Source organism: Streptomyces antnestii, assembly GCF_004005495.1.
Taxonomy (GTDB): Bacteria; Actinomycetota; Actinomycetes; order Streptomycetales; family Streptomycetaceae; genus Streptomyces; species Streptomyces antnestii.
Genome location: NZ_RZYA01000017.1, coordinates 39635 through 65034, shown reverse-complemented (window position 1 = coordinate 65034; position 25400 = coordinate 39635). Strand labels below are relative to the sequence as shown.

Here is a 25400-nt window from a genome sequence, read left to right as displayed (position 1 = left end):
CATGACTGCTACGACTGGCTCCCGCCGCGTCCTGCTCGCCGCCCCCCGGGGCTACTGCGCCGGTGTGGACCGTGCCGTGATCGCCGTCGAGAAGGCCCTCGAGCAGTACGGGGCCCCGATCTACGTCCGCCACGAGATCGTCCACAACAAGTTCGTCGTGCAGACCCTGGAGCGGAAGGGCGCCATCTTCGTCGAGCAGACGGAGGAGGTGCCCGAGGGCTCCATCGTGATGTTCTCGGCGCACGGCGTCGCGCCCGTCGTCCACGACGAGGCCGCCGCCGGCAAGCTCGCCACCATCGACGCGACCTGCCCGCTCGTGACCAAGGTCCACAAGGAAGCCGTGCGCTTCGCGAACGAGGACTTCGACATCCTGCTCATCGGCCACGAGGGCCACGAGGAGGTCATCGGCACCTCGGGCGAGGCCCCGGACCACATCACGCTGGTCGACGGCCCCGAGGACGTCGCCAAGGTCGAGGTCCGCGACCCCTCCAGGGTCGTCTGGCTCTCCCAGACCACGCTCTCCGTGGACGAGACCATGGAGACGGTCGACGCCCTCAAGGAGAAGTTCCCGCAGCTCATCTCGCCCCCCAGCGACGACATCTGCTACGCCACGCAGAACCGTCAGCTCGCCGTGAAGCAGATGGGCGCCGAGGCGGACCTCGTGATCGTCGTCGGGTCCCGCAACTCGTCGAACTCCAAGCGCCTCGTCGAGGTCGCCAAGCTCGCCGGTTCCCGCGCCGCGTACCTCGTCGACTTCGCGTCGGAGATCGAGGAGGCCTGGCTGGAGGGCGTGACCACCGTCGGCGTCACCTCCGGCGCGTCCGTCCCCGAGGTCCTCGTCGAGGAGGTCCTCGAATGGCTGTCGCAGCGCGGCTACGCGGACGTGGAGATCGTCAAGGCGGCCGAGGAGTCCATCACCTTCTCGCTGCCGAAGGAACTCCGCCGTGACCTGCGCGCGGAGGCCGCGGCCCTCACCCGGGACGACTCCGCCGAGAAGTGACGTCGAGCCGCTCGTCGTACGGTGGTGCCCATGCAGATCTTCGGTGTGGACATCGGCGGATCAGGGATCAAGGGCGCTCCCGTTGACCTGGACCGCGGAGACCTGGCACAGGAGCGGTACAAGGTCCTGACCCCGAACCCGGCCACGCCCGATGGCGTGGCCGACGGGGTCAGGCAGGTCGTGGAGCACTTCGGTGAGCGGCCCGACCGGGTCGGCATCACGTTCCCCGGTGTCGTGAACGGCGGGGCCACGATCCGTACGGCGGCCAATGTCGACAAGTCATGGATCGACGTCGACGCCCGCGCCCTCCTGAGCGAGCGGCTCGACGGGCTCCCCGTGACGGTCCTCAACGACGCGGACGCGGCGGGCGTCGCCGAGATGCACTTCGGCGCGGGCCGCGGCCGCCGGGGCACGGTCCTGCTCCTCACGTTCGGTACGGGCATCGGCAGCGCCCTCTTCGTCGACGGGGAACTCGTCCCGAACACCGAGCTCGGCCATCTGGAGCTGCACGGCCACGACGCCGAGAAGCACGCCTCGACGAAGGCGAAGGACGACCACGGCCTGAGCTGGGAGCACTGGGCGCACCGCGTCCAGAAGTACCTGGCGCACGTCGAGATGCTGTTCTCGCCGGAACTCTTCATCATCGGCGGCGGCGTCAGCCGCAAGGCCGACAGGTTCCTGCCGCTGATCAAGCACATCAAGGCGGAGATCGCCCCGGCCCAGCTCCAGAACAACGCGGGGATCGTGGGCGCGGCGATGACGGCGCAGCGGCGGTCGGCGCACTGACAGCGTGCCCCGAGCGACGTTCACGCCTACGCCTACGCCTACGCCTACGCCTACGCCGTGCGGCGTCGGGGGTGGGGAGCGGAGGTGGCCGTCGCCGGGTCCGTCCCCGAGGGGGAGCCGGCCCGGGCCAGAGCCAGGGAGCGCCGGCGTGCCGCGCGGCGCGCCATGTGGCGAACGCCACGGACGGTGACGACGAGCCCGGCGACGAGCGTGCCGCCGTACAGCCAGCCCGCGTGCATGGCCAGGGCTGTGACCAGGCCCATCAGCTGCCCGCCGAGCCCGCCCGAGCCGTCGGCCACGGGCAGGATCCCGACGGCGAAGGCGATCGGTACGGCGACGGGCGCGGTCACCAGGTCGGCCCGCCGCACCCACATCGCGGTGAGCGCGCTGACCAGCACGAACAGGACCCCGTACACGCCGATCGAGCCGTCGAACAGCAGAGCGTCCAGGAAGGCGAGCGCCAGCATCGTGGCGGCGCAGAACAGCCCGCTGCCGAGGCCGGTGAGGCGGGGGTTCGGGAAGCGGCGCAGCGTGAGGACGAGCGGTGAGACGGGGCGCGGCGCCTTGCCGCCGCGCTTGCCGGACGCCCGGTAGACGGTGCCGGGGCGTGAACCGGAACCGGAGCCGGAACCCGGGCCGGTCGCCTGCGGCGGGAGCGGCGGCGTGCGGCGGGGCCGGTTCTGCGGGGGGCGCGGCGGCGTGCGGCGGGGTTGTTCCACCCCACCAACTTAGGTCGGGTTATGTGTGGAATAGGTCGCGGGACACGCGGTTTGGCCGACCTTGGCCAAGCGTTCGATACGTCGCCCGGGGGGTGGCCCGGCACGCCGTAGACTGGGGTGCCCTCCATCCTCACGTACGGGAAGTCGCAACGTGTCGCTCACGATCGGAATCGTCGGTCTGCCGAATGTCGGCAAGTCGACCCTGTTCAACGCCCTGACCAAGAACGACGTGCTGGCGGCCAACTACCCGTTCGCCACGATCGAGCCGAACGTGGGCGTGGTCGGCGTCCCCGACCCCCGCCTCGCTCAGCTCGCCGAGGTCTTCAACTCCCAGAAGCTGCTCCCGGCGACGGTCGACTTCGTCGACATCGCCGGCATCGTGCGCGGCGCCTCCGAGGGTGAGGGCCTGGGCAACAAGTTCCTCGCGAACATCCGCGAGTCGGACGCGATCTGCCAGGTCATCCGCGCCTTCAAGGACGAGAACGTCGTGCACGTCGACGGCAAGGTCTCGCCCAAGGACGACATCGAGACGATCAACACCGAGCTGATCCTCGCGGACCTCCAGTCCGTCGAGAAGCAGGTCCCCCGCCTCCAGAAGGAGTCCCGTCTCCAGAAGGAGAAGGTCCACGTCCTGGCGGCGGTCGAGAAGGCCCAGAAGATCCTGGAGTCGGGCCAGACCCTGTTCTCCGCGGGCATCACCAAGGGCACCGAGCAGGGCGACCTCCTCCACGAGCTCCACCTCCTCACCACGAAGCCCTTCCTCTACGTGTTCAACGTGGACGAGGACGAGCTGGTCGACGAGGACTTCAAGAACGAGCAGCGCGCGCTGGTGGCCCCCGCCGAGGCGATCTTCCTCAATGCGAAGATCGAGTCCGAGCTGATCGAGCTCGACGACGACGAGGCGCTCGAGCTCCTCCAGTCGATGGGCCAGGAAGAGCCCGGCCTGGCCACGCTCGGCCGCGTCGGCTTCGACACCCTCGGCCTCCAGACGTACCTGACGGCGGGCCCGAAGGAAACGCGCGCCTGGACGATCAAGAAGGGCGCCACGGCCCCCGAGGCGGCCGGTGTCATCCACACCGACTTCCAGAAGGGCTTCATCAAGGCGGAGGTCATCTCCTTCGGCGACCTGATGGAAGCCGGCTCGGTCGCAGAGGCCCGAGCCAAGGGCAAGGCCCGCATGGAAGGCAAGGACTACGTGATGCAGGACGGGGACGTGGTGGAGTTCAGGTTCAACGTCTGACACCACGCCGATGACCTGGCAGACGTGCAGGTCAGAGAGGGTCCGGCTCTTCGGAGTCGGGCCCTTGGTCTTTCCCGCGCCGGCGACCCGGCGGTGTGGGAAGGCAGCGGGGCCTGCCGGCGGACGGGGGGCAGCGTGGGCGGGCCAGGATCCGGGCGGTGGCCGACGGTCGCGGCTCCCGCATCGTTAGGGTCGTTCCGTGACGCACCCTGTACCGGACCACCTGACCGCCTCCGTACGACCGGCCGGAGGACCCGCTCTGCGGCCGTCCACGCATCCGGGGGTGCCCCTCGTTCCCGGTGCCGGGGCTCTTGACGCGCTGGACCGGCGGATCGTCGCCGCGCTGCAGATCGACGGGCGGGCCTCGTGGCGGCGGATCGCTGGGGCGCTGGGGGAGCCGGAGCGGAAGGTGGCGCGGCGGGGGCTGCGGTTGCTGGAGAGCGGGGACGTCGCCGTGCGGGGGCTCGTCATGCGGGGCGAGACCGTGATCCTGCGGATGACGTGCCGGCCGGGCACGGTGCGGGACGCCGCTGTGGCGGCGGCGCGGCGCGCGGACTGCATCTTCTCGTACGCGCTCGCCGGCCCTGTCGACTGTGTGGCCGAACTGCAGTGTCCGCCGGGGCGGTTGGGGCCGTTGATGCTGGACGAGGTGCCGGCGCTGCCGGGCCTCGTCTCGCAGAGCGTGTCGCCGGTGCTGCGGTATTTCCGGACGGTGCACGAGTGGTCGCCCGGGATCCTGGACGCCGGGGAGGTCGAGGCGCTCGGCGGGCCGTCCGGGACCGTGGGAGAACCTGTTCCGCCGGACGTGGAGGTCGGGCCCGAGGAGCTGGCGATCCTGGGGGCGCTCGCCGAGGACGGGCGGCGTACGCACGAGGACCTGGCGGCCGTCGCCGGGATGTCCGTGGCCACCGCGCGCCGCCGTGTGGAGATGCTGACGCGGGAAGGAGTCGTGAGTATCCGGGCCGTCGTCGAGCCCGCGCTGCTCGGTCTGCCGGTCGAGGCGCTCCTGTGGATCAGGACCCGGCCCGACGAGGTCGAGAAGGTGGGCCGGCTGCTCGTGGAGTCGCCGCTCGTGCGGTACGCGGCCGTCGTGATGGGGGAGCACCAGCTCCTGGTCGACGTGACGCAGCCGTCGAAGGCCGCGCTGCACGAGTTCCTGACGTCCGCGCCGTGGGTGCGGCACGTGGAGGCCGTGCAGTCCCATCTGGTCGTCGATGCCTTCAAGCGCAGCGGTGTCGAGTTTCCCAGTTCCAGCCACGCTGCGTAACACGACTGAAATCTTCAGCGTTAGTGAGCTAGCGTCTTAAAAATTCATATAGCCCAAAGTGTTGACTGAAAAGGTCAGCAGCTCCAGTGTGGTGCACCACACGCGTCGCGCCCCGGCCCCGGCCGGCCCATCGCGGTGACGCCCTCCGTGCCTGCACTGCCCTAGGACTGCCATGACCGTTGCCCCCGGCCCCGTCGAGACCAGCCCCGCCGCGCGCACGTCGGACGAGCTCTGCTCACTCGACGCCGTCGACCTCGCGGCCCGCATCCGCGGCGGCGAGCTCTCGGCGCGCGAGGTCGTCCAGGCCCACCTCGACCGCATCGAACGGCACAACCCCGCCGTCAACGCGATCGTCACCCTGGACCCCGAGGGCGCGCTGGCCGCCGCCGCGGCCGCCGACGAGCGGCAGGCGCGCGGCGAGGACCTGGGGCCGCTGCACGGACTGCCCATCGCCTTCAAGGACACCCACGCCACCCGCGGCATGCGCACCACGCACGGCTCGCCCCTCTTCGCCGAGCACGTCCCCGACGAGGACGAGCTCCTCGTGCGGCGCATCCAGGGCGCGGGCGCCATCCGGATCGGCAAGACGAACGTCCCCGAGTTCGCGGCCGGTTCGCACACGTTCAACCGCGTGTTCGGGGCGACCAGGAACCCGTACGACAGGGCACGGTCCGCGGGGGGCAGCAGTGGTGGGGCCGCGGCCTCGCTCGCCGCCGGGTTCCAGCCCATCGCCGACGGCAGCGACATGGGCGGCTCGCTGCGCAACCCGGCGTCCTTCTGCAACGTCGTCGGCCTGCGCCCCACCCCCGGCCGCGTCCCCTCGCACCCCGCCGGCAACCTGTGGGACACCATGGGCGTCGCCGGGCCCATGGGGCGCACCGTCGCCGACACCGCGCTGCTGCTGTCCGTCATGGCCGGGCCCGACCCGCGCGTCCCGATCTCGCTCGACGAGCCCGGCGCCGGCTTCCGCGCACCGCTCGGGCGGGACATCGCCGGCCTTCGCGTGGCGTTCGCCCCCGACCTCGGCGGCCGGGTCCCCGTCGCCCGCGACGTGCGTGACGTCGTCGAGCGTCAGGCCAGGGTCTTCGAGGACCTCGGCTGCGTCGTCACCGAGGACTGCCCCGACCTGGACGGCGCCGAGGACGTGTTCCGCACGCTGCGCGCCCAGGAGTTCAACCACGGTCTCGGCGCGCTGCTCGACAGCGACCGCGCGTCCCTGAAGCCCAGCCTCGTCTGGAACATCGAGGAGGGCCGCCGGCTGACCGGCGCCGACCTCGTCCGCGCCCGCACCGGGCACGCCCGTATCCACCTCGCCGCCACCGCCTTCTTCCAGCGGTACGACGTGCTGATCGCCCCGGTCAGCCAGGTCACCCCGTTCGCCGTCGAGTCGGAATACCCCACCGACATCGACGGACAGCCGCAGCACACCTACCTCGACTGGATGCGCTCCGCGTACTTCGTCACCGTTCTGGGCTCACCCGCCCTCTCCGTCCCCGCCGGTTTCACCCATGCCGGGCTTCCCGTCGGCCTTCAGATCGTGGGTCCGCCCCGCGCCGAGAGGACCGTGCTCGAGACCGGTGCCGCCTACGAGGCCGCCACCGGGCACGGACGCCGCCGCCCCTCCCTCCCGTAGCCGTATGGAGCCCCGAATGGAGCCCCGATGAGAAAACCGCACGCGCTCTGGGCCGTAGTGCCCGTAGTGGCTTTCCTCAGCACACCGTTCCTGCCCTTCGTGAACGGCCCGCACCTCTGGTTCGGCATCCCCTCGGTCCTCGCCTGGTGCCTGATCTGGACGGCGGGTACGACGGCGTCGCTCGCGCTCGTCGAACACCTCGTCCACCACACCGACGAGGACGAGGACGAGGACGACGACCACGAGGCGCACACCCCGTACGAGGAGGCCGCCGCATGAACACCACCATGGCCATCACTCTGGTCGGCATCGTCACCATCGCCGTCGTCGGTATGACCGGGCGCAGGCCGAGCCGCGGCGAATTCGGCGAATGGACCGTGGGGAAGCGCAAGTTCTCCACATTCACCACCTGGTTCCTCCAGGCGGGCGAGGCGTTCACGACCTTCAGCTTCCTCGGTCTCGCCGGCATCGCCTTCGGCGGAGGCGTCGCCGCCGCCTTCGCGCTCTGCTACCTCTCGATCAACTTCACCCTGCAGTACTTCACCACGCCCCGGATGCGTGAACTGGGCCGCAAGGGCGGCTACCTGACGCAGGCCGACTACCTCGCCGACCGCTTCCGCAGCCCCCTGCTCGGCAAGGTCGTCGCCGTCGTCGGCGCCGTCTTCCTGCTGCCCTACCTCCAGCTCCAGATCACCGGCCTCGGCCTGATCGTGCAGCTCGCCACCGGCAGCCGCACGGGCGGCAACCTGAGCATGGTCCTCGCCACCGTCCTCACCGTCGGTTTCGTCCTGTGGTCCGGCATCCGCGGCATCGCCCGCGTCGCCTACCTCAAGGACGCCCTGATGATCATCGGGCTCGTCGTCCTGGTCGTCGGCATCGCGCTCACCGTCCACGGCGGCATCGGCGGCCTCTTCGAGACCATACGGAACACCCACCCGAATCTCCTGACGTTCCATCAGGAAGGCTACGACTCCACCTTCTTCATCACGGCCGTCATCATCTCCGCCCTCGGCGGCGGACTCGGCACCCTGCCCCACCTGTGGCCGCCCGTGCTCGCCGCCGGCAGCGGACGCACCCTGCGCAGCAACGCGGTCTGGCTGCCGCTCTATCAGATCGCCCTCGGCCTCCCCGTCATCGTCGGCTTCGCCGGAGTTCTGCTGGTCAAGCCCGGCTCGGCGCCGAACGCCGTCGCCCTGACCCTCGCCGGCCAGACCCTGCCCGGCTGGCTCGTCGGCGTCGTCGCGGTCGCCGCCGCCTCGGCCGCGATGGTGCCGTCCGCCGCCATCGTCGTGGGCATCTCCAGCCTGCTGTCCCGCAATCTGTTCAGCGTCGGCAACGAACGCGCCCAGCTGCGCACCAACCACCTGTGCGTGATCGCCGCCGCGGTCCTCGCCCTCACCCTCGGCCTGACCAGGCCCGGACTCCTGTCCGACCTGCTCCTGCTCACCTACGGAGGCCTCACCCAGCTCGCCCCGGCCATCGTCATGGGCCTGGCGAAGAAGGTCCGCCTGGGTGCCGTGCCCGCACTGCTCGGCATCCTGACCGGCGTCGGCGTCCTGATCTGGCTCACCTTCGGCGGCGTCGACGTCGGGACCTTCGACACCGGGCTCATCGCCCTCGTCGCGAACCTGGTGGTCACGGCCGTCGCCCAGCTGGTGGCCGGGTCCCGCTCCGCCGCCCCGGTCCCGGCCGAGGCGAACACCCCGGTCCCGGCCGAGGCCGGCTGACCGGCCGGGTCCGACAGACCGGCCGCCGGGCCGCGCGCGGTGTGGGGCCGCGCGCCGCCCGGCGGCCTTTCACATGCTCCGTTCCCCCGGGGTTCGGGTCCCGCTCCCCAGGGTTCCGCCCTCCCCAGAGGCCGGGTCGCCTAGGGGCTATCTCACCCTCAACTCCTTGACGGGCTCGGGCTTGGCGCCGTTCTCGGTGAGCCGCACGTACCGGGCCGCGCGCCCCGGCGTGAAGGCCCGCCAGTGCGCCCCGTCCGCCGACGTCGTCACCGCGTACGCGCGCGTGCCCGTGACGTCCACCCCGGACAGCGGCCGCGACCGGCCGAGGTCGACCGTGAGGGAGGCGTGCGCGGTCGCCGGGCGCCAGGCGGTGACCGGATTGCCGTCCACGGCCGCTTCCGCGTACAGGCCCGGCTCCTCGGACGTCGCCTTCGCCGGGCGGCAGCGCGCCAGGTCGGAGGTGGGTTCGAGGTCCGGGCGGCGGGTGCGCAGGACGAGCCCGCCGCGGTCGACGGTGGCGCGTCCCGCGGGCGTGACGACAGGGAACGGCTCGCCCGCGGTCAGCCGGACCGTCGTGCGCCGCGGCCCGATCGCGATGTCGTACGTCCGCCCGCGCCACGTCAGGCCCCGCAGCGTCACACCCCTGCCGAGCTGGGGCGGCAGCGACGGGTCGAGGCGCAGGGCGTCCTCCTGGAGGCGCAGGCCGGTCAGGCCGTGCGTGAACACCTGGAGGAAGCCGCCCTTCCCGGTCAGGAAGTCCTGCGCCGGCGTGCCCGCGAGCGGATCACTCGACCCCGCCTTCGTGCCCCGCGCCTCCGAGAACAGCCCGAACGGCCCACGGAAGAACGGCTTCGAGGCCCGCCGCAGGAACGTGTACGTGGCGCACCCCGGCTCCCCGGCCGACGCCGCGGCCACCGCGTGCACGGAATCCGTCATCGCGGGCCCGTCCGGGTCGGTGTGCGCGACGTAGTAGTCGAGGGTCGCCGCCGCCGCGCCCTTCGGCATCGGCTTCCAGCCCAGCGGATACAGCAGCAGGACCGCGTCGGCCTGCTTGATCGTCGACCCGTCGTAGCCCGCGTACTGGAGGAAGACCTTGCGCTTGGTGTCGTAGGGGATGCGGAGCCTGTCAGCGATCGTCGTCCAGTCCGCCGGGGGAGCCGTTCCCACGAGGCGGGCGGCGCGGGCGGCGGAGCGCAGGGCGGTGGCCGCGACGGCGTTGGTGTAGACACCGTCGTCGACGCCGTTGCTGTACTCGTCGGGGCCTGCGACGTCCTTGATGGAGTACGAGCCGTCGGCGTTCTTCGTGACGCGTGAACTCCAGTACTGGGCAAGGCCCTTGAGCAGCGGCCAGCCGCGTGAGCGCAGCCAGGCGTGGTCGCCCGTGGCCAGGTAGTACTGCCAGGCGGCGAGCGCGATGTCGCCCTGGAGGTGGTTCTGGGTGACGCAGTGCGGCGGCTGCCAGCTCTGGCACTCCGTCCACAGGGCGCCCCGGCTCGCGCTGGTCCACGGGTAGAAGAGGCCCTTGACCGACGTCTTGCGGGCGTTCTCGGCGGCGGCCTCACGCGTGCGGTAGCGGTATTCGAGGACGGGGCGCGCCAGGTCGGGCCGGTCGGCGAGCAGCGCGGGGAACATCCACGTCTCCGCGTCCCAGAAGACCATGCCCGCGTACGCGTCGCTGGTGAGCCCGGCGGGCGCGATGCTGTCGCGGCCGCCGGCGCGCACGGACGAGAGGAGCCCGTACCGGGCGGCGCGCGCCTGGAGCTGGAGCTCGGGCCGGTCCGGCACCTCGATGTCCGACGTCCACAACTTCCGCCAGGCCGCGGTGTGTTCACGCGTCAGCTCGGCCCACCCGGCCGCGGCCGCCCGCTGCGAGGCGCCGACGGCCGAGGCGTGCGGGGTGCGGGAGGTGAGCGCCGTGTCCACGCCGATGTACTTGGTGACGGTGTACGTGTGGCCTGAGTCGACGGAGAAGGAAGCCGACTGGCGGGCCGTCAGTGTGCCGGTGGGGCGGGCGGCGTGGGTGCGGCCGGGGGCGCGCAGCGTGGAGGCGACGACGCCGTCCGTGCGGGTGCCGTCCGTGCGGAAACCCACCGCCATCGTGCGCTTGCCCGCGGGCCCGCCGCCGGTCGGGGCGATCCTGCGGGCGCCGCGCCCGTCGATCCGGTCGGTGACGGTCGCCTCGCCGCTCCAGCGCGGCGTGACGCGCAGCCGCACGGCCCCCGTGTGCGCGTGCGAGCGGTCGGTCAGCACGTCGTACGTCAGGTCGGTGCGCCGGCCGCCCTTGTGTTCCCAGGTCAGCGACGTACGGACGAATCCGCAGCGCAGGCTGAGGGTCTGCCGGTAGCCAGAGATCCGGCTGTCAGGACCGTACGTCTCGTCGCCCACCGTCAGGTCGAGCGCCGTCCAGTTCGGCAGCGCGGCGACGGCCTCGCGGTGCGCGGTGTTCTCCGGCCCGCGCGCGTAGAGGCCGGCGGCGAACGCCCCGTCGTAGCGCGGCGTGTAGAGCGGCCACCCGGTCCGGTCGCCCGGCTCGGCGTAGCCCGCGCCGGACGGGGGGACGCGCACGCCGAGATATCCGTTGCCGGTGTACGCGTGGTAGGTGTTCGCGGGGTCGGGCCGGGTGGTGGCCGGGGCCCAGGCGGGGTCACGGGTGCAGGCGTCGGCTGTGCCTGTACCCGCGACCGTGGAGCTGCCGGCCGGTGCCGGTGTTGGTGCCGTGGCGGGCGGGCCGGGCCGGGGCGTCGCCAGGGCCGCGCCCGGGGAGGCCCCGAGTGCCGCGAGGGCGAGGAGGACGGTGAGGCGGGCGGGGGATCGTCGTGATCGGGTCACGCACCGACGATGCGGGCGGTCGCGGACGGGAGCGGGGCGCCCCGCGCCGGAGGTCCCACGGATGGCGGGGGTGTAAGGATTCGCTTACCTGGAGAAAGTCCCTGCGTAAAGGCTTGCCGCGGCACTTGTCATCACTTCGAGTGATTCTTTGGCCTTTGCTTGCGGTGTACAACCCACGGTTGCGACTCTGTTGCTGTCTGTCAATCTGACGGATCGCCACGGGGTTAGAGGGAGTACAGCCAGTGACATTCGGTGAGCAGCCGGCGTATCTGCGCGTCGCGGGTGATCTTCGGCAGAAGATCGTCAATGGATCGCTGCCACCCCACACCCGTCTCCCCTCACAGGCCAGGATCCGCGAGGAGTACGGGGTCTCGGACACTGTCGCCCTGGAGGCGCGCAAGGTCCTGATGGCCGAAGGGCTCGTCGAGGGGCGCTCCGGATCGGGCACCTACGTGCGCGAGACCCCGGTCCCCAGACGCATCGCCCGCTCCGGGTACCGGCCGACCAGCGGCTCCACCCCCTTCAGGCAGGAGCAGGCCGACGATGCGGCGCGCGGCACCTGGGACTCCCGCAGCGAGCAGGCCGAGGCGAGCAGCGCCATCGCCGAGCGCCTGGGCATCCGCGCGGGCGACCGCGTGATGTGCACGAAGTACGTCTACCGGGACGCGGGGGAGGCGATGATGCTCTCCACCTCCTGGGAACCCCTCGCGGTGACCGGGCGCACGCCCGTGATGCTCCCCGAGGAGGGCCCTCTCGGCGGCTGCGGCGTCGTCGAGCGCATGGCCGCCATCGACGTGATCGTGGACAACGTGACGGAGGAGGTCGCCGCCCGCCCCGGCCTCGCCGAGGAACTCCTGGCGCTCGGCGGGGTGCCCGGCCATGTCGTCCTGGTCATCCAGCGCACGTACTTCGCGTCGGGCAGACCCGTCGAGACGGCGGACGTCGTCGTCCCCGCCGACCGCTACCGGATCGCGTACCACCTGCCGGTGAGATGACCGACGCCTGCCGGTGAGATGACAGACACCTGCCGGTGAGGTGACCGATACGCGAACGCCCTGTCCGGGGTGCGTGACGGCGACTTAACCCGCGGACGCCTCCCGTAACGCCGGCGCAATCACCGGCCGCCCCGCGTTGTCATGCACGGCTCCTAACTTCCGTCCGTACCCGCATCCGGCCGGACGACAGGAGCCCCCATGACGGACACGGTCACCCGTGACACGGAGGCCGCGCCGCCGCCGCGGCGCAGCTACGCCAGGCTCGCCGCGGACGAGAGCCGCGAGGACTTCTCGCTGCGCTACGCCCCGCACTCCTACCGGCGCTGGTCCCCGGTCATGGTCGCGTCCACCGCGCTCGGCGGCATCGCCTACCTCGCCGACTTCGCGATCGGCGCCTCCATCGTCTTCACGTACGGCTTCACCAGCGGGCTCGCCTCGATCCTGTGCGCGGCGACGATCATCTTCCTGACCGGCATCCCCATCGCCCGGGCCTGCGCCAAGTACGGCCTGGACATGGACCTCATCACCCGGGGTGCGGGCTTCGGTTACTTCGGCTCGACGCTGACGTCCCTCATCTACGCCTCGTTCACCTTCATCTTCTTCGCGCTCGAAGGCTCGATCATGGCGCAGGCGATGCACGAGGTCGTCGGACTCCCGCTGCCGGTGGGCTACTTGCTGACGACCCTCATCGTCATCCCGATCGTGTTCCGCGGCATGGGCGCGCTCGCCAAGGTGCAGGCGTGGACGCAGCCGCTCTGGCTCGTCGGGCTCGTGCTGCCGTTCGTGATCCTGGCCTTCCACTCGCCGGGCGCCTTCGGCGCGTTCACGCACTTCGGCGGCACCGAGGGGGCGGGCAGCGGGTTCTCCTGGCTCGGCTTCGGGCTCGGCACGGGCGTCGCGCTCTCCCTCATCGCGCAGATCGGCGAGCAGGCCGACTATCTGCGCTTCATGCCGGCCAGGACCGAGCAGAACCGGAAGCGGTGGAATCTGGCCGTTCTCGCGGCCGGGCCCGGCTGGGTGATCATCGGCGCCGCCAAGCAGCTCGGCGGTGCGCTCCTGGCCTTCGTCGCCCTCGAAGCGGTCGGCAGGACCCACGCCCTCGAACCCATCGCGCCGCAGGTCGAGGCCCTCAAGCCATGGCTCGGCTCCGTCGCGCTGCCCGCCGCCGCGCTTTTCGTGGTCGTCTCCCAGATCAAGATCAACGTCACCAACGCCTACAGCGGCTCGCTGTCCTGGTCGAACTTCTTCTCCCGCGTCACCCACCGCCACCCCGGCCGGGTCTGGTACATCTTCCTCAACCTCGCCATCGCGCTCACGCTGATGGAGATGAACATGTTCGCGGCCCTGAACAAGCTGCTCGGCTTCTACTCGAACGTGGGCATCGCCTGGATCGCGGCCGTCGCCGCCGACCTCGTCATCAACAAGCGGATCGGCTGGAGCCCGAAGTACATCGAGTTCAAGCGGGCGTACCTGTACGCCGTGAACCCGGCCGGCTTCGGCGCCATGGTGATCGCGTCGGCCGTCTCGATCGTTGCCTTCTTCGGGGTGTTCGGAGCGTACGCCGAAGCCTTCTCGACGTTCATCGCGGCCGGACTCGCCCTGACTCTCTGCCCGTTGATCGCCTGGGCCACCAAGGGCAGGTACTACCTCGCCAGGCCCAACCCCGTGAACGGCCCCGGTGTCGACGTCGCCGACATCACGGCGACCCACACCTGCAGTGTCTGCGAGACGGCGTACGAACTGCCCGACATCGCGGACTGCCCGGTCCAGGTGGGGCCGATCTGCTCGCTGTGCTGCTCGCTCGACGCCGAGTGCGGTGACGTGTGCCGTAAGGACCCGCACAGCGGCCCGGTGCTCATGCCGATGCCGACGGTGCGTACGGGCTGACAGCCGGGGCCACTGGCCACAGAACACCCAGGGAAACGCCCAGGGAATCGTCCTGGGAATGCCCAAGTGAACGTCCAGGGGGCGCACTCTTCCGAGTGCGCCCCCTGTGAGTTGGCTGGTTGCGTATCTCTTTGTGCCAATCCGTATCCGCTGCGTGAAGGTCAGGCGTACGCTCGGGCATATGCGGAGTGGGGTTTCCTCAGAAAGCGGGGCGCTGTGCGAGTCGGGGTCGGGGAGCGGAGGGGCGCGATGAGCGACAGCACGACCACACTTCCGTGGCTCGTCATACGCCAGGACGACAACGGCAACCGCTATCGCGTCGGCAGGTACGCGACCAGGGCGGAAGCCCAGCAGATAGCGGACAGCCTCGACGACCGCGGGCACAAGCAGCTCTACTGGGTCGAGCGCCTGGGCCAGGCGTAGGCCGGCGCCGCGCGCCGGCCCCCACGCCCGGAGCCGTAGGCTCCGCCATATGACCGAACCGACCGTCGTCGTCGCGGCGGCGCTCCAGGAGAGCGGCCGTCTGCTCGCCGCGCGACGCAGTGCGCCCCCCGAGCTCGCCGGCCGCTGGGAACTGCCCGGCGGCAAGGTCGAACCCGGCGAGGATCCGGAGCGGGCTCTCGTGCGGGAACTGCGCGAGGAGCTCGGCATCGGCGCCGAGCTCGTGGAGCGCGTACCGGGGGAGTGGCCGCTGAAGCCCGGATACGTGCTGCGGGTGTGGACCGCGCGGCGCCTGTCAGGCCGGCCGCGCCCCCTGGAGGACCACGACGAGCTGCGCTGGCTCGGCCCCGACGAGATCTGGTCCGTGGACTGGCTGGACCAGGACGTTCCCGCGGTCCGTGCGGTACTGGCGGCGCTCGCACCGCGCTGAGCCGGTGACCGATGCCCCGTTGAACCGATGCCGGACGGGTGAGGCCCGATGCGCCGGTGACCCGGCGCGGTCGTTCGTTCGGGGAGTGTTCGTCCGGGACGGTAGTGCGCGCCCCTGCCCGGGTATATCCCGATTAACCCTACGAAATCGGACTCGGTCCGAAGGGGTGGACGGGGTTCAACTGCTCTCTGGGAAGTGATCCGCGTGATCGACACTGACGGGGAGTGTGCCGAGTGGGTCTTCCCCGAGGAGCCGGGCACAGTCCGCTCCGCCCGTGCCGCCGTCCGCGGTCAGCTCGGCGCCTGGGGGCTCGAATCGCTCGAAGACGTCACCGAACTACTCGTCAGCGAGCTGGTGACCAACGCGCTCCGGCACGCCTCCGGCCCCATCGGCGTACGCCTCGTGCGTTCGTCGGATCCGGCGGACACCCTGCGGGTGGAAGTCTCCGATCCCCTTCCGGATCCGCCGTGCGAGCGCGTCGCCGGACCCGAGGAGGAGAGCGGGCGGGGGCTCCAGCTGGTCGCGGGGTCCGCGCGGCGCTGGGGGACGTGGCCCGACGACACGGGCAAGACGGTCTGGTTCGAGCTGACCCTGCCCGCCCGGCACTGACGCGCCGCCGCCGCGCCTGCCGTTTCCGATCGTGCCTCGCCGGTCCGATCGTGCCTCGCCGGTTAAGAGGAACCCTCGCCGGTTAGGAGAAGGGGAGCGGCGAAGGGAAGCACGCTGATCCGATCGGCGAAGGGCGGGGCAAAGGCGAGGGGTACAGGCGAGGGCAAAGGCGAGGAAAAGCCGGGGGAGACCGAGGGGCGTACGAGCGAAGACCGGGTACGGATCGGACGTGATCCTGGTTGCCGTCCTGTTATGCGCGGACGGGCCAAAAAGCGTCAGGACCGTGGTGTGATCGTGAACACCGTGTTGCGCGGCTCCGTAGTGCTGGATACTGCGGGCAGCCGCCCCGGTGACCGGTGCCGGACGCGGTGAGCTGGAGGGGACGGTTCGCGTGAGCGAGATACCAGCGAAGGCCACGTCGTCCGAGGGTGCCTCGGACCGGGCGGCCGCGCGGGACGCTGCAGACGCGCCCCGGGCCGAGACCTGGCAGAGCAGTCCGCCCGGCTCCATGTACGACTACATCAAGGTCGCCTCCTTCTCCATCGGCCCCGACGGCCTCATCGACCAGTGGAGCCGGCGCGCGGCGCAGCTCTTCGGCGTCACCGCGCGGGAGGCCATCGGCAAGGACCCCATCGAGGCGTTCGTCCCGGCGGAGCTGCGCGAGCGCGGGCACCGCAAGATGGCGGAGATCCTGGACGGCCGTGAGTGGACGGGCGTCGTCCCCTTCCGGATGCCGGCCGACCCGTCGATCGACCCGTCGCCTACCCCGTCCCCCGACCCGTCGCCCGACCCGTCGGCGGACGCGCCCGGCGGCCCCGCCTCGGAGCGCCCCGACGTCCCCCGGCCGTCGGCCGAGCGCGACGCGTGGTCCGGAGCGCCGCAGCCGCAGCCCGGCCAGGCACACGTGACCGGGGCCTCGCAGACCGGTGAGGCGTACTCCGCCAGGACCTCGCAAGCCGGCGAGACGTACTCCGGCAGGGCAACGCAGGCCGGCGAGACGTACTCCGGCAGGGCAACGCAGGCCGGCGAGACGTACTCCGGCAGGGCAACGCAGGCCGGCGAGACGTACGTCGCCCGGCCGCGCCGAGGCGCACCGCATGTGACCGAGGGGATCGCCGAGGTCTATGTGATGCCGACCGAGACGGAGTCCGGCGAGCGCGCCGCCGTCTGTATCGTCGTCGACGTCCGGGCCCTGCGCCGCATCGAGACCGACCTCGCGGCCTCGCAGGCCATTTTCGGCCAATCTCCTTTCGGCTTCCTGCTGTTCGGCACCGACCTCAAGGTGCAGCGGGCCAACCGGCCCTTCGCCGCGGTCTTCGGCGGCCGGGCCGACGACCACCGCGGCCGCACCGTCCACGACTACCTGCCGCGCGGCGAGGCCGACCGCGTCCAGGCCGCCCTGCGCCGTGTCCTGGAGACCGGCGAGGCCGTCACCGACATGCAGCTCGTCGGGCCCGCGCCCGACTCCGCCGAGCGCCGCCACTGGTCGATCAACCTCTACCGCGTGCACAGCGGCAGCGGCCGCCCCATCGGCGTCGCCGGGCTCGCCACCGACGTCACCCGGCGCCACGCCGCCGCCCGCGAGGCCGCCCACGCCCGCCGCAACCTCGCCCTCCTCAACGAGGCCGGCGCCCGCATCGGCAACTCCCTCGACCTGGAGACCACCGCCCGCGAACTCCTCGACGTCGTCGTCCCCGGCTTCTGCGACCTCGCCTCCGTCGACCTCTACCAGGGCCTCCTCGCCGGCGACGAGTCCGCGCTCAACAGCCGCAGCCTCGCCGACGGCAGCGCCGAACTGCGCAGGGTCGCCGCCGCGAGCGCCGTCGCCGACGTGCCCTACCTCGAAGCGACCGGCGGAGACGGTGCCGTCGACGTCGGCGCCGTCCACCGCTACTCCTTCAACTCGCCCTGCGCGGACGCCCTGCGCACCGCCCGCCCCCAGTTCGTCCCCGCGGCGGCCGTTACCCTCATCCAGTCCACGCTCGCCGTGCCGATGGTCGCGCACGACACCGTCGTCGGCCTCGCCCGCTTCGCCCGTACGAAGGGCAGCGAGCCGTTCAACGACCGTGACCGCGCCCTCGCCGTCGAACTCGCCTCCCGCGCCGCCGTCTGCATCGACAACGCCCGCCTCTACCGGCGCGAGCACGAACGCGCCCTGATACTCCAGCGGTCCCTGCTCCCGCCGGACGACCCCGAGGCGTCCGGCCTCGACATCGCCTGCCGCTATCTGCCGGGCAACGCGGCGACCGAGGTCGGCGGCGACTGGTTCGACGTCATCGAGCTGCCCGGCCACCGGACCGCCCTCGTCGTCGGCGACGTCATGGGACGCGGCCTGCGCGCCGCCGTCGCCATGGGTGAACTGCGCACCGCCGTACGGACGTTGGCGCTCCTCGACCTCGAACCCGCGGAGGTGCTTTCCGCGCTCGACGAGATCGCCCGCGGCCTAGGCGCGCCCGGCGGCCCGTCCTCCGCGGCCGTCGGCCCGCGCGGCGGCGTCCAGCAGGCCACCCGCGCCGCCCGCAGACCCGGGGACGCCGACCTCTCCGAGGTCTACCTCGCCACCTGCGTGTACGCGGTCTACGACGCCGTGACCCGCCGCTGTACCTTCGCCAACGCGGGCCATCTGCCGCCCGTCCTCGTCGAGCCGGGCGAGGGCGCGCTCATGCTCGACGTACCGCCGGGGATGCCGCTCGGCGTCGGCGGTGAGCCCTTCGAGGAGGTCGAGGTCGAGCTGCCCGAGGGCTCCCTCCTCGCCCTCTACACCGACGGGCTCGTCGAGTCCCGCGACCATCCGCTCGACGAGGGCCTGTCCGCGTTCCGCAGCGCCCTCGACGACCCCTCGCCCGCCCTCGAAGACGTGTGCGACCACGTCCTGAACACCCTCGACACGCACCACGGCGAGGACGACATCGCGCTCCTCATGGCCCGCGTCCAGGGGCTTCCCGCGGAGGCGGTGGGCGACTGGACACTGCCGCGCGAGCCCAAGTCCGTCGGCCGCGCCCGCGAGCTCACCCGTGACCGGCTCACCCGCTGGGACCTGGACGCGCTCGTCGACACCACCGAACTCCTCGTCAGCGAGCTGGTCACCAACGCGCTGCGGTACGGCGAGGGCGACATCCGGCTACGGCTGCTGCTCGACCGCACCCTCGTGTGCGAGGTGTGGGACGCGGGCCTCGTCCAGCCGCGCCGCCGCCGCGCCCGCGACACCGACGAGGGCGGCCGCGGGCTTCAGCTCGTCGGTCTGCTCAGCGCCTCCTGGGGCTCGCGCAGGACACCGCGCGGGAAGACGGTCTGGTTCGAACTCCCGCTGCCGGACGGCGACTCGACGGCCGTCGACCCGACGGAGGCGCTGCTCAGCCTGTACTGAGTCCCTGCCGGGCGGGTGGGCAGTCAGGGGGTGTCCCCCTGGAACCGCCCGCCGCCCCTGCGGCCACGGGTCTCGCTCCCGCCGAAACTCCCGGGCCCACCGCCGGCCCCGCTTTCCGGCTCGCCGAGGACGATCCCGCCGAGCACCGCGCCCCCGGTGCCCTGCCCGCCGCCCTCCCCATACGGATTCCCGAAGGCCCGCACGTCCCGCTCGGCGAGCCGCTGTGCCTCCCGGGCCAGCGCGTCGGCCCGCTGGGCATCGGCCAGGGCGGAGGCAGGTGTGGCGGCCGGTGCGGCGGCGGCCGCATCCCCGTTCGTAGCCGTAGCCGTAGCCGTAGCCGTAGCCGTAGCCGTAGCCGTCCGTACGCTCTCCAGATGCCGTCGCGCCTCGGAGAGCCAGGTGCGGGCCTCGCTGCCCACGGCCCGGCGGTGCGTGCAGACGAAGTCCGACGCCGCGGCGACGCTGCTGCGGGCGGTGAGTTCCGCCCGGCCGAGCAGGGAGCGGGCCCGCTCAGTGCCGGCCTCGCGTTTGCTGACCTCTCCCAAGGACGCGTCGAGCGCCGCGGCGGCCTCCGTCACCCGCCGCAGCGCGTCTAGAGGATCGTGCGGACCGGCGGCCATCGCCCCGCGCACGCGCACGGCGACGCTCTCCATGCCGATGACGTGCCCCCGCAGATCCCCCGTGAGGTGCGGGAGCGCGCGTGCCGCCGCGATGTCGGTGTCGGCCTCGGCGAGCGCGCCGGGCAACCGCTCGTCGGCCTCGGCCAGCTCACGGCGGCGCCGGTCGACGCCGTCCAGGAAGATGCGGGCCTGATCGAGGGCCGACTCGGCGGCCCGCAGGAACACGGCCGCGCGCTCGTTGTCGCCTGATCCTGTGCAGTCCCTGGCCCGGCCGAGGTTCGTCGTGGCGAACACCAGGCGGTCCCTGGCTTGCCCGACGTGGCCTTCCACGGGCAGCAGGGCGGAGTGCGCGTAACGGGAGCCGAGTGCCGTCAGGGTCTCTCCGGCGGTGGCGGTACGGGCGGCCAGCTCACCGGCGACGGCCTCCGCGTGCGCGAGGGCGTCGGGCGCGGTGCGCTCCAGGGCCCGCAGCCCGTCGAAGTCCGCGGCCTCGGCGTCGAGCCTGCGCCCCGCCTCGGTGCAGCGGCTGACGATCTCGTCCAGCGTCCGCCGCTTCGACACGTCGTCCCCCCGGCGGATGTCGTCGAGCTGCGCGCGCAGCCGGAACGCGGCGCTCAACTCGCCCTGCGCGTACGCCACGGCCTCGGTGAACGGCTTGACGGCCGCGTCGCCGAACTGGGCTGCGGCGAAGCCGAGTTCCTCCGTGCTGGTGAGGATCGCGTCGTCGCTCTCCACGAGCAGCCGCCTGGCCTGCCGGTCGAGCTCGGGCAGGGACATGACGTGAGGGCCGCCGCCGGGGGTGGTGCGGGTGTTCGTACGCCTCTTGCGGCGGGTGTACGTGAGGGCCGCGACCGTGACGGCCCCGCCCGCCGCGAGGAGGGGCAGCACCAGGTCAGCGGCGGTATAGCTCGGCTCGGAGCGGCCCGCGAGCGTGACGGAGACGCCGGCGACGCGGACGGTGGCGCCGGGCGGCAGGACCCAGAGGCCCCAGCAGAGCGTGCTCGGAAGCGGCGTCACAGTTGGGAGCGTATGACCGGTTCCGGGGGTCCGCGACCGGGGCGCCCCCACACGGCCCGGGGAGGAGGCGTCGGCGTCACCCCAACTCCTTGACCAGGAAGGCGCACGGGTCGGCGTTGTCATGCATCCGGCCGTCCTGGTCCACGTACGACCACCGGTCGAGGTAGCGGGGGACGGCGGGCCGGTAGCCGAGCCGGACGTAGAGGGCGGCGGCGCGCGTGTTCCCGTCCTTGACGCCGAGCCCGATGCGGGGGCCGCTCCGGTCGCGTACGAGGTCCTCGGCGGTGGTGATGAGGGCGGTGCCGATGCCGTGGCGGCGCAGGCTCTCGGGCCACACGAAGAGCCCGTTGACCTCGGGACAGTCACCGACCACGCCCCGCACCTCCGCGGCGGCGCACCCGTCCCACCGCACCTCGCAGTGCCCGACGGGCTGTCCACCGTCCCAGGCGACCAGCAGGGTCCCGAGCCCGGCGAGCTGGCGGGTGTAGCGGCGGGGGTGGGAGGGGGAGGGAAGGTGACGGTCGAGAGCGACGAGGTCGCCTTCACGGCACGCGGCGATCCGTACGTCGCCGGGGGTCAGCGGACGGATCCGATTCGCCCGGACTTCACGCCGAGGAGGAGCTGCGCGAGCGCGGCAGGGGCCGCGGTCAGTTCTATGTCGGGGTCATCGCTTTCGCGCACGAGCAGCGTGCCGTCAGCATCGGCAAGTTCCACGCATTCGTTGCCGTCGCCGGGTCCGGAAAACGAGGACTTCTGCCACTGGACCATGACTCACAGTTCCTTCGCGAGGCGGTGGATGTAGTCCCGCGACTCGGCGGGCTCGAGCGCTACAGACTCCACCTTACGGAAGAGTGTTCGCATGGCCAGGAGTTGAGCGGCGGCGTCCAGAAAGACAGATCCGTAGGGCGCGTCCCGCTGAACGGTGTCCAATGCGGGCACCCGCCCCGCCGTGTAAAGCATCATCGAGCTCGCACCGCCGAAGCCGTCGACATCGAACGGGATCACCCGGAGAGTGATGTTCGGTCGTTCCGACTGGGCCAGGAGTTCGACGAGTTGTTCCCGGGCTACCCGGCGGTCCGCGACGCGCGTTCGCAGTACGGACTCGTGAATTACGGCCTCGAACGGTGCTGCTCCCTCGCGGGAGAGGACGGATCTCCGCCGCATCCGGTGCGCCACCCTCGGCGCCAACTCGGCTTCCGGGAGCTCCGGGACCCGGTAGGCGAGTACGGCGCGGGCGTAATCCTCGGTCTGCAGCAGCCCGGGTACGTGGGCGGTGCCGATCACCTGCATGGAGGTGGCGTGATGCTCCAGTTCGGCCAGGTCCAGGAAGGCGGGCGACAGCGCGTCGCGGTAGTCCTCCCACCAGCCGCGCGTACGGTCCGTGGCGATCTCGACCAAGGCGTCGATCAACTCGGCGTCCGCGCAGTCGTAGTGAGCCGCCAGCCGTCGCACCCGGGTTTCACTGACACCGGCGACTCCGGACTCGATCTGGCTCATCGTTACTGGGACCGCACCGAGCAGCCGTGCGGCCTCGCGAGCTGTCAGTCCGGCGGCCTCGCGCAACTTGCGCAGCTCGCGGCCGAGTCGCTCCTGGCGGGCCGTCGGCTGTTTCCGAGGCATGCGCACCCCCTTGTTCAACACCAGTCACAGATAAGGCAGTTGTTCACCGCTGTGGGTGACAAGAGTACGACAACGGGTTGCGTCGGACTAACCTTAGTCTCTACTGTCAGTGACGTATCCCATACATGCTGGTACCCCGGGTCACCGGAAGTGCACCACCCCGTCATGCCATGACGTCGGTGACAAGGCCACCGTTCGCCCGAACTCACCCTCCCTGACCAGGAGTCCCGCATGCCCGAAAGCCGCAGCCCCGACGGCGAAGCCGAACCGTGGGAGTACACGCTCTACATCCCGCACGATGCCCGCGCGATCCCCATCAGCCGCCGCACCCTGCGGCTGATCCTTACGGCCCATGACCTGCCCCGCATCGCGGAGGTCGCCGAACTGCTGGCCGCCGAGCTGGTCTCCAACGCGCTGCGTCATACCAAGGGCCCCGCCGCGCTCAGGCTGCGCTGGACCGGCCTGATCCTCCGTATCGGCGTATGGGACGCGGACCCGACTCCACCCACGCCCCCTCTGCATGTGGCAGCCGCCGACGCGGAAGCGGGGCGCGGGCTCACGCTCGTACGCGGCTGTGCGGACGGCTGGGGCTGGTACCCGCTCACGAGCACGGGGGACACGGGCAAATACGTCTGGTGCGAACTGGCAACCGCATGAAGGCAGTTACTCGAAAGCGTGATCCCTTCCCGTCACCCGGCCATCGCGCCGCCCGAGCCGCTTAGGTTCCTCCCATGGTCACATCGCCACACGAGGCCTCTCATCGGATCTTCCAGGACCGACCAGAGATCCTCACGCCCGTGTTCGGGCTCCTGGGTGTTCCCATCCCCGCGAAAGCGGTGGTGGAAGTACTCGCCGCCGACGTGACGGAGATCCGTCCCCTCGAACGCCGGGTGGACAGCGTGCTGCGGATCGAACCGTCCGAAGGGGAGGCGTTCCTGCTCGCCATCGAGGCGCAGGGGCGGCGCGACGAGAGGAAGGGGTCGAGCTGGGCGTACTACGTCGCGTATCTGAAGGCGAAGTACGACCTACTGGTACTGCTCCTGGTGGTCTGCCAGGAGCGGTCCACAGCGAGCTGGGCGTGCGGGCCCTTCACCTGCGGCGTCGACGGATGGACGGCGCAGAGCACGCACCCGCTGGTCCTGGGCCCCGACAACGTGCCGGTGATCACCGATGCGTCGGTGGCGGCACGAGATCTGGCAATGGCGACATTCTCGGCCATGACGCATGGCCGCAGCAGGGATGCTCCGGCCATACTTGAGGCCCTGGCTCGTGCCCTGCGGGCGACGGACGAGAGGTCCGCCGAGTACTACTCCGAAATGCTGGACATCGGCCTGGGGGACACCCCGGCCAGAGCGACATGGAGAGAGCTGATGACGTTCGTCACCTACTTCCCGGGCCGGGGCACGTTCCGCGAGGAGGCTTACCTGGAGGGCAAGGCCGTGGGCACCGCGGAGGGGCAAGCCGGTTCGATCCTCCGCGTGCTGGAGCAGCGCGCCGTTCCCGTCTCCGAGGCCGCCCGGGAGCGCATCACGTCCTGCAACGACCCCGACACCCTCAACCACTGGCTCGACCTCGCCGTGACGGTGACGGACAGCGCGGAACTGTTCGCCGAGGACCCGGAGAGCTGATGCCGTTTCCCGGGACGGGGATCGTACCGGGAAGAGGCGTACCTGGAAGGCAAGGCCGAGGGTATTGCGGAAGGCAGGGCCGAGGGGCAAGCCGGTTCGATCCTCCGTGTGCTGGAGGCGCGCGCCGTCCCCGTCTCCGAGGCCGCCCGGGAGCGCATCGCGTCCTGCACCGACCCCGACACCCTCAACCGCTGGCTCGACCTCGCCGTCACGGCCGCTGACACCGAGGAGCTGTTCCGGGAAGATGGGGAGGAGCGGGAGGTCTAGGGCGGGCCTCGAGCCAACGGTTGGCTTCGCTCAGCGGAAGGGTTTCCCGGTGCACTGGTATCTCGTAGGCGTCGCAGCCGCACTGTGGGTGCTGGTCGCCGTGTCGGGGGTCGTGGCGATCAGGACCGGGCGGGTGCTGCCGCCCTGGGTGGGGAGGCGCGTCCTGCGGCCCAGGCTGTGGGGGGCCGGAGCGATCGTGATGGCTCTGGGCATGGCCGTTCCCTCGCTGTACCCCGTCGCCCACTCGGACATGGCGATCGATGCCGTGTTCGTGGTCGGTACGGGCCTCTTCCTCGGCGGCATGGCCTGCCAGATGCTTGCCCAGCGCCAGGGCCACGACCGCACGGAACCCGCCGCCTGACCCCGAGCGGCCGGGCCGGCTGTGCCTGGGCGTCACTTGATCATCGCGTACGGCAGGCTGAGCGTCTGATTGTTGGCCATCGGCCGATGGCTCATTTCCCGGCTGTTCTTCCAGCTCATCGTCACCAGCGGTGTGTCGCCCCCGCCCACGGTCACCTTCGTGCCCGCGTACGCCCTCCCGGGTTCGGTTTCCTTGCGCAGTGCGGTCGCCGTCTTCTCGGCGGCCTTCCTGGAGGACGTCAGTGCGCAGAGTTTCTCCGACGACGAGCCGTCATCGGCGAGGCGGCCACCGATTCCGGACAGTACGACGCTGTGGGAAGTCTTCCGCTTTCCGTAGAACGTCGCCTCGTACGCGTCCCCCATGCATGTGCTGACCGTCGCGTACGCCTCGTCGTCGGCCAGCGTTCTGTCCGGCGTGGTGAGGGTGAGCTTCGGGGACTTGGACTGATGCGTGACACGGACCGTGCCGGAGACGTCGACGGCGGTGGCGCCCGACTTGCGCAGGCTGACGTCTCCGTCATGGGTGGCGGCCCGGTAGCCCCGCTTCTTCATGGCGCGGCTGATGGTCTCCGTGTCGAACTTTCCGGCCAGGCGTGACGAACCGTTGCCCACCATGAGTGACGTGTCTACGTCCTTGTCGTCGAAGCCCCAATCGCCCTTCAACGAGCCACCCCGGTAACCGAGTTCGGTGAGCTCCTGGATGCCGAGGCCGCACAGGACCATGTACTGCTTCCGGTCCTTCGCGCACAGCTTCCGTGCTGTCGGCACGTCGATGTAGGTGACGCCTTCGCGGTCGGCCGACGCGGGGAGGGTTCTCAGTGCCCGCGTCAGGTGTGACCCGCTGCCGCCGTCATCCGACGAGCAGCCCGTCGCCCCGGCCGCCATCACTCCGGCGAGCACAACCGCCCCGAGAGGCCCCGCAGAATTCCGCATGCGCCGCAGTCTGGCACAGCGGCCG

The 25400-nt window shown here is 71.4% G+C and carries 24 protein-coding genes; 17 read left to right on the top strand and 7 right to left on the bottom strand.

Annotated elements, in window-relative coordinates:
* Nucleotide 1: 1 nt before the first annotated feature.
* Together EOT10_RS29195 and ppgK are read left to right on the top strand one after the other, a co-directional pair.
* Complete coding sequence (locus tag EOT10_RS29195) at nucleotides 2–1000, top strand: 4-hydroxy-3-methylbut-2-enyl diphosphate reductase (protein WP_431313333.1); 999 nt, start codon at nucleotides 2–4, stop codon at nucleotides 998–1000.
* 30 nt (nucleotides 1001–1030) lie between these two features.
* Nucleotides 1031–1786: a polyphosphate--glucose phosphotransferase gene (gene ppgK / locus EOT10_RS29190; protein ID WP_127831349.1), complete on the top strand. Its 756-nt coding sequence runs from the start codon at nucleotides 1031–1033 to the stop codon at nucleotides 1784–1786.
* 50 nt (nucleotides 1787–1836) lie between these two features.
* Here ppgK and EOT10_RS29185 read toward each other — a convergent pair whose 3' ends face one another.
* A complete protein-coding gene (locus tag EOT10_RS29185; protein ID WP_223281281.1) occupies nucleotides 1837–2505 on the bottom strand; it encodes a DUF6542 domain-containing protein in 669 nt (222 codons plus the stop codon).
* A gap of 151 nt (nucleotides 2506–2656) precedes the next feature.
* Here EOT10_RS29185 and ychF point away from each other — a divergent pair, with 151 nt between their 5' ends.
* The 5 genes from ychF to EOT10_RS29160 all read left to right on the top strand — a co-directional run bounded on the left by ychF (nucleotide 2657) and on the right by EOT10_RS29160 (nucleotide 8372).
* Nucleotides 2657–3745 (top strand): redox-regulated ATPase YchF, encoded by a 1089-nt coding sequence (gene ychF, locus EOT10_RS29180; protein ID WP_127831348.1) that lies wholly within the window; start codon nucleotides 2657–2659, stop codon nucleotides 3743–3745.
* 199 nt (nucleotides 3746–3944) lie between these two features.
* Complete coding sequence (locus tag EOT10_RS29175) at nucleotides 3945–5012, top strand: Lrp/AsnC family transcriptional regulator (protein ID WP_223281280.1); 1068 nt, start codon at nucleotides 3945–3947, stop codon at nucleotides 5010–5012.
* A 172-nt stretch (nucleotides 5013–5184) separates the two neighbouring features.
* Nucleotides 5185–6645 carry an amidase gene (locus tag EOT10_RS29170; RefSeq protein WP_127831347.1) on the top strand — a complete coding sequence of 487 codons (1461 nt, stop codon included), beginning with the start codon at nucleotides 5185–5187 and terminating at the stop codon, nucleotides 6643–6645.
* Nucleotides 6646–6672: 27 nt separating this feature from the next.
* A complete protein-coding gene (locus EOT10_RS29165; protein ID WP_127831346.1) occupies nucleotides 6673–6924 on the top strand; it encodes a hypothetical protein in 252 nt (83 codons plus the stop codon).
* Nucleotides 6921–8372 carry a sodium:solute symporter family protein gene (locus EOT10_RS29160; RefSeq protein ID WP_127831345.1) on the top strand — a complete coding sequence of 484 codons (1452 nt, stop codon included), beginning with the start codon at nucleotides 6921–6923 and terminating at the stop codon, nucleotides 8370–8372. Before EOT10_RS29165 ends, EOT10_RS29160 begins: the two co-directional genes overlap by 4 nt.
* 147 nt (nucleotides 8373–8519) lie before the next feature.
* On the opposite strand, the gene EOT10_RS29155 is transcribed toward EOT10_RS29160, so the two are convergent.
* Nucleotides 8520–11201 (bottom strand): glycosyl hydrolase family 65 domain-containing protein, encoded by a 2682-nt coding sequence (locus tag EOT10_RS29155; RefSeq protein ID WP_223281279.1) that lies wholly within the window; start codon nucleotides 11199–11201, stop codon nucleotides 8520–8522.
* Nucleotides 11202–11443: 242 nt separating this feature from the next.
* On the opposite strand from EOT10_RS29155, the gene EOT10_RS29150 reads away from it, so the two are divergent.
* The 6 genes from EOT10_RS29150 (at nucleotide 11444) to EOT10_RS29125 (ending at nucleotide 18930) form a co-directional block, all read left to right on the top strand.
* Nucleotides 11444–12196 carry a GntR family transcriptional regulator gene (locus tag EOT10_RS29150; RefSeq protein WP_127831344.1) on the top strand — a complete coding sequence of 251 codons (753 nt, stop codon included), beginning with the start codon at nucleotides 11444–11446 and terminating at the stop codon, nucleotides 12194–12196.
* A 198-nt stretch (nucleotides 12197–12394) separates the two neighbouring features.
* Nucleotides 12395–14083 (top strand): purine-cytosine permease family protein, encoded by a 1689-nt coding sequence (locus EOT10_RS29145; protein WP_127831343.1) that lies wholly within the window; start codon nucleotides 12395–12397, stop codon nucleotides 14081–14083.
* Nucleotides 14084–14332: 249 nt separating this feature from the next.
* Nucleotides 14333–14506, top strand: a complete 174-nt coding sequence (locus EOT10_RS29140; RefSeq protein ID WP_127831342.1) for an SPOR domain-containing protein — start codon at nucleotides 14333–14335, stop codon at nucleotides 14504–14506.
* A 49-nt stretch (nucleotides 14507–14555) separates the two neighbouring features.
* The gene (locus tag EOT10_RS29135; RefSeq protein ID WP_127831341.1) at nucleotides 14556–14954 is read left to right on the top strand and encodes a (deoxy)nucleoside triphosphate pyrophosphohydrolase; all 399 of its coding nucleotides are present in this window, start codon (nucleotides 14556–14558) and stop codon (nucleotides 14952–14954) included.
* A 195-nt stretch (nucleotides 14955–15149) separates the two neighbouring features.
* Nucleotides 15150–15563 (top strand): ATP-binding protein, encoded by a 414-nt coding sequence (locus EOT10_RS29130; protein WP_127831340.1) that lies wholly within the window; start codon nucleotides 15150–15152, stop codon nucleotides 15561–15563.
* Between the two features lie 391 nt (nucleotides 15564–15954).
* Nucleotides 15955–18930, top strand: coding sequence for a SpoIIE family protein phosphatase (locus tag EOT10_RS29125; RefSeq protein WP_189492210.1), 2976 nt, complete (start codon nucleotides 15955–15957; stop codon nucleotides 18928–18930).
* Nucleotides 18931–18953: 23 nt separating this feature from the next.
* Here the strand turns inward: EOT10_RS29125 and EOT10_RS29120 are convergent, their stop codons facing one another.
* The 4 genes from EOT10_RS29120 to EOT10_RS29105 all read right to left on the bottom strand — a co-directional run bounded on the left by EOT10_RS29120 (nucleotide 18954) and on the right by EOT10_RS29105 (nucleotide 22187).
* Complete coding sequence (locus EOT10_RS29120; RefSeq protein ID WP_127831339.1) at nucleotides 18954–20567, bottom strand: TPM domain-containing protein; 1614 nt, start codon at nucleotides 20565–20567, stop codon at nucleotides 18954–18956.
* A gap of 76 nt (nucleotides 20568–20643) precedes the next feature.
* Nucleotides 20644–21126, bottom strand: a complete 483-nt coding sequence (locus EOT10_RS29115) for a GNAT family N-acetyltransferase (RefSeq protein ID WP_348539246.1) — start codon at nucleotides 21124–21126, stop codon at nucleotides 20644–20646.
* 17 nt (nucleotides 21127–21143) lie between these two features.
* Nucleotides 21144–21335 carry a DUF397 domain-containing protein gene (locus tag EOT10_RS29110; RefSeq protein ID WP_127831337.1) on the bottom strand — a complete coding sequence of 64 codons (192 nt, stop codon included), beginning with the start codon at nucleotides 21333–21335 and terminating at the stop codon, nucleotides 21144–21146.
* A 3-nt stretch (nucleotides 21336–21338) separates the two neighbouring features.
* On the bottom strand, nucleotides 21339–22187 hold the full coding sequence (locus EOT10_RS29105; RefSeq protein WP_127831336.1) for a helix-turn-helix domain-containing protein: 849 nt from the start codon (nucleotides 22185–22187) through the stop codon (nucleotides 21339–21341).
* A 231-nt stretch (nucleotides 22188–22418) separates the two neighbouring features.
* On the opposite strand from EOT10_RS29105, the gene EOT10_RS29100 reads away from it, so the two are divergent.
* The 4 genes from EOT10_RS29100 to EOT10_RS29085 all read left to right on the top strand — a co-directional run bounded on the left by EOT10_RS29100 (nucleotide 22419) and on the right by EOT10_RS29085 (nucleotide 24443).
* Nucleotides 22419–22844 (top strand): ATP-binding protein, encoded by a 426-nt coding sequence (locus tag EOT10_RS29100; RefSeq protein WP_127831335.1) that lies wholly within the window; start codon nucleotides 22419–22421, stop codon nucleotides 22842–22844.
* Between the two features lie 74 nt (nucleotides 22845–22918).
* Nucleotides 22919–23815, top strand: coding sequence for a hypothetical protein (locus EOT10_RS29095; RefSeq protein ID WP_127831334.1), 897 nt, complete (start codon nucleotides 22919–22921; stop codon nucleotides 23813–23815).
* A gap of 108 nt (nucleotides 23816–23923) precedes the next feature.
* Nucleotides 23924–24082: a hypothetical protein gene (locus EOT10_RS29090; protein ID WP_223281278.1), complete on the top strand. Its 159-nt coding sequence runs from the start codon at nucleotides 23924–23926 to the stop codon at nucleotides 24080–24082.
* A 49-nt stretch (nucleotides 24083–24131) separates the two neighbouring features.
* Nucleotides 24132–24443 carry a DUF7994 family protein gene (locus EOT10_RS29085; protein ID WP_127831332.1) on the top strand — a complete coding sequence of 104 codons (312 nt, stop codon included), beginning with the start codon at nucleotides 24132–24134 and terminating at the stop codon, nucleotides 24441–24443.
* 32 nt (nucleotides 24444–24475) lie between these two features.
* On the opposite strand, the gene EOT10_RS29080 is transcribed toward EOT10_RS29085, so the two are convergent.
* Nucleotides 24476–25375, bottom strand: a complete 900-nt coding sequence (locus tag EOT10_RS29080; protein WP_127831331.1) for a hypothetical protein — start codon at nucleotides 25373–25375, stop codon at nucleotides 24476–24478.
* Nucleotides 25376–25400 lie beyond the last annotated feature (25 nt).

Coding starts and splice junctions, on each gene's coding strand:
- EOT10_RS29170 (WP_127831347.1), top strand. CDS start 5,185: ATGACCGTTGCCCCCGGCCCCGTCGAGACCAGCCCCGCCGCGCGCACG.
- EOT10_RS29095 (WP_127831334.1), top strand. CDS start 22,919: ATGGTCACATCGCCACACGAGGCCTCTCATCGGATCTTCCAGGACCGA.
- EOT10_RS29195 (WP_431313333.1), top strand. CDS start 2: ATGACTGCTACGACTGGCTCCCGCCGCGTCCTGCTCGCCGCCCCCCGG.
- EOT10_RS29165 (WP_127831346.1), top strand. CDS start 6,673: ATGAGAAAACCGCACGCGCTCTGGGCCGTAGTGCCCGTAGTGGCTTTC.
- EOT10_RS29100 (WP_127831335.1), top strand. CDS start 22,419: ATGCCCGAAAGCCGCAGCCCCGACGGCGAAGCCGAACCGTGGGAGTAC.
- EOT10_RS29160 (WP_127831345.1), top strand. CDS start 6,921: ATGAACACCACCATGGCCATCACTCTGGTCGGCATCGTCACCATCGCC.
- EOT10_RS29145 (WP_127831343.1), top strand. CDS start 12,395: ATGACGGACACGGTCACCCGTGACACGGAGGCCGCGCCGCCGCCGCGG.
- EOT10_RS29135 (WP_127831341.1), top strand. CDS start 14,556: ATGACCGAACCGACCGTCGTCGTCGCGGCGGCGCTCCAGGAGAGCGGC.
- EOT10_RS29105 (WP_127831336.1), bottom strand. CDS start 22,187: ATGCCTCGGAAACAGCCGACGGCCCGCCAGGAGCGACTCGGCCGCGAG.
- EOT10_RS29110 (WP_127831337.1), bottom strand. CDS start 21,335: ATGGTCCAGTGGCAGAAGTCCTCGTTTTCCGGACCCGGCGACGGCAAC.
- EOT10_RS29080 (WP_127831331.1), bottom strand. CDS start 25,375: ATGCGGAATTCTGCGGGGCCTCTCGGGGCGGTTGTGCTCGCCGGAGTG.
- ppgK (WP_127831349.1), top strand. CDS start 1,031: ATGCAGATCTTCGGTGTGGACATCGGCGGATCAGGGATCAAGGGCGCT.
- EOT10_RS29140 (WP_127831342.1), top strand. CDS start 14,333: ATGAGCGACAGCACGACCACACTTCCGTGGCTCGTCATACGCCAGGAC.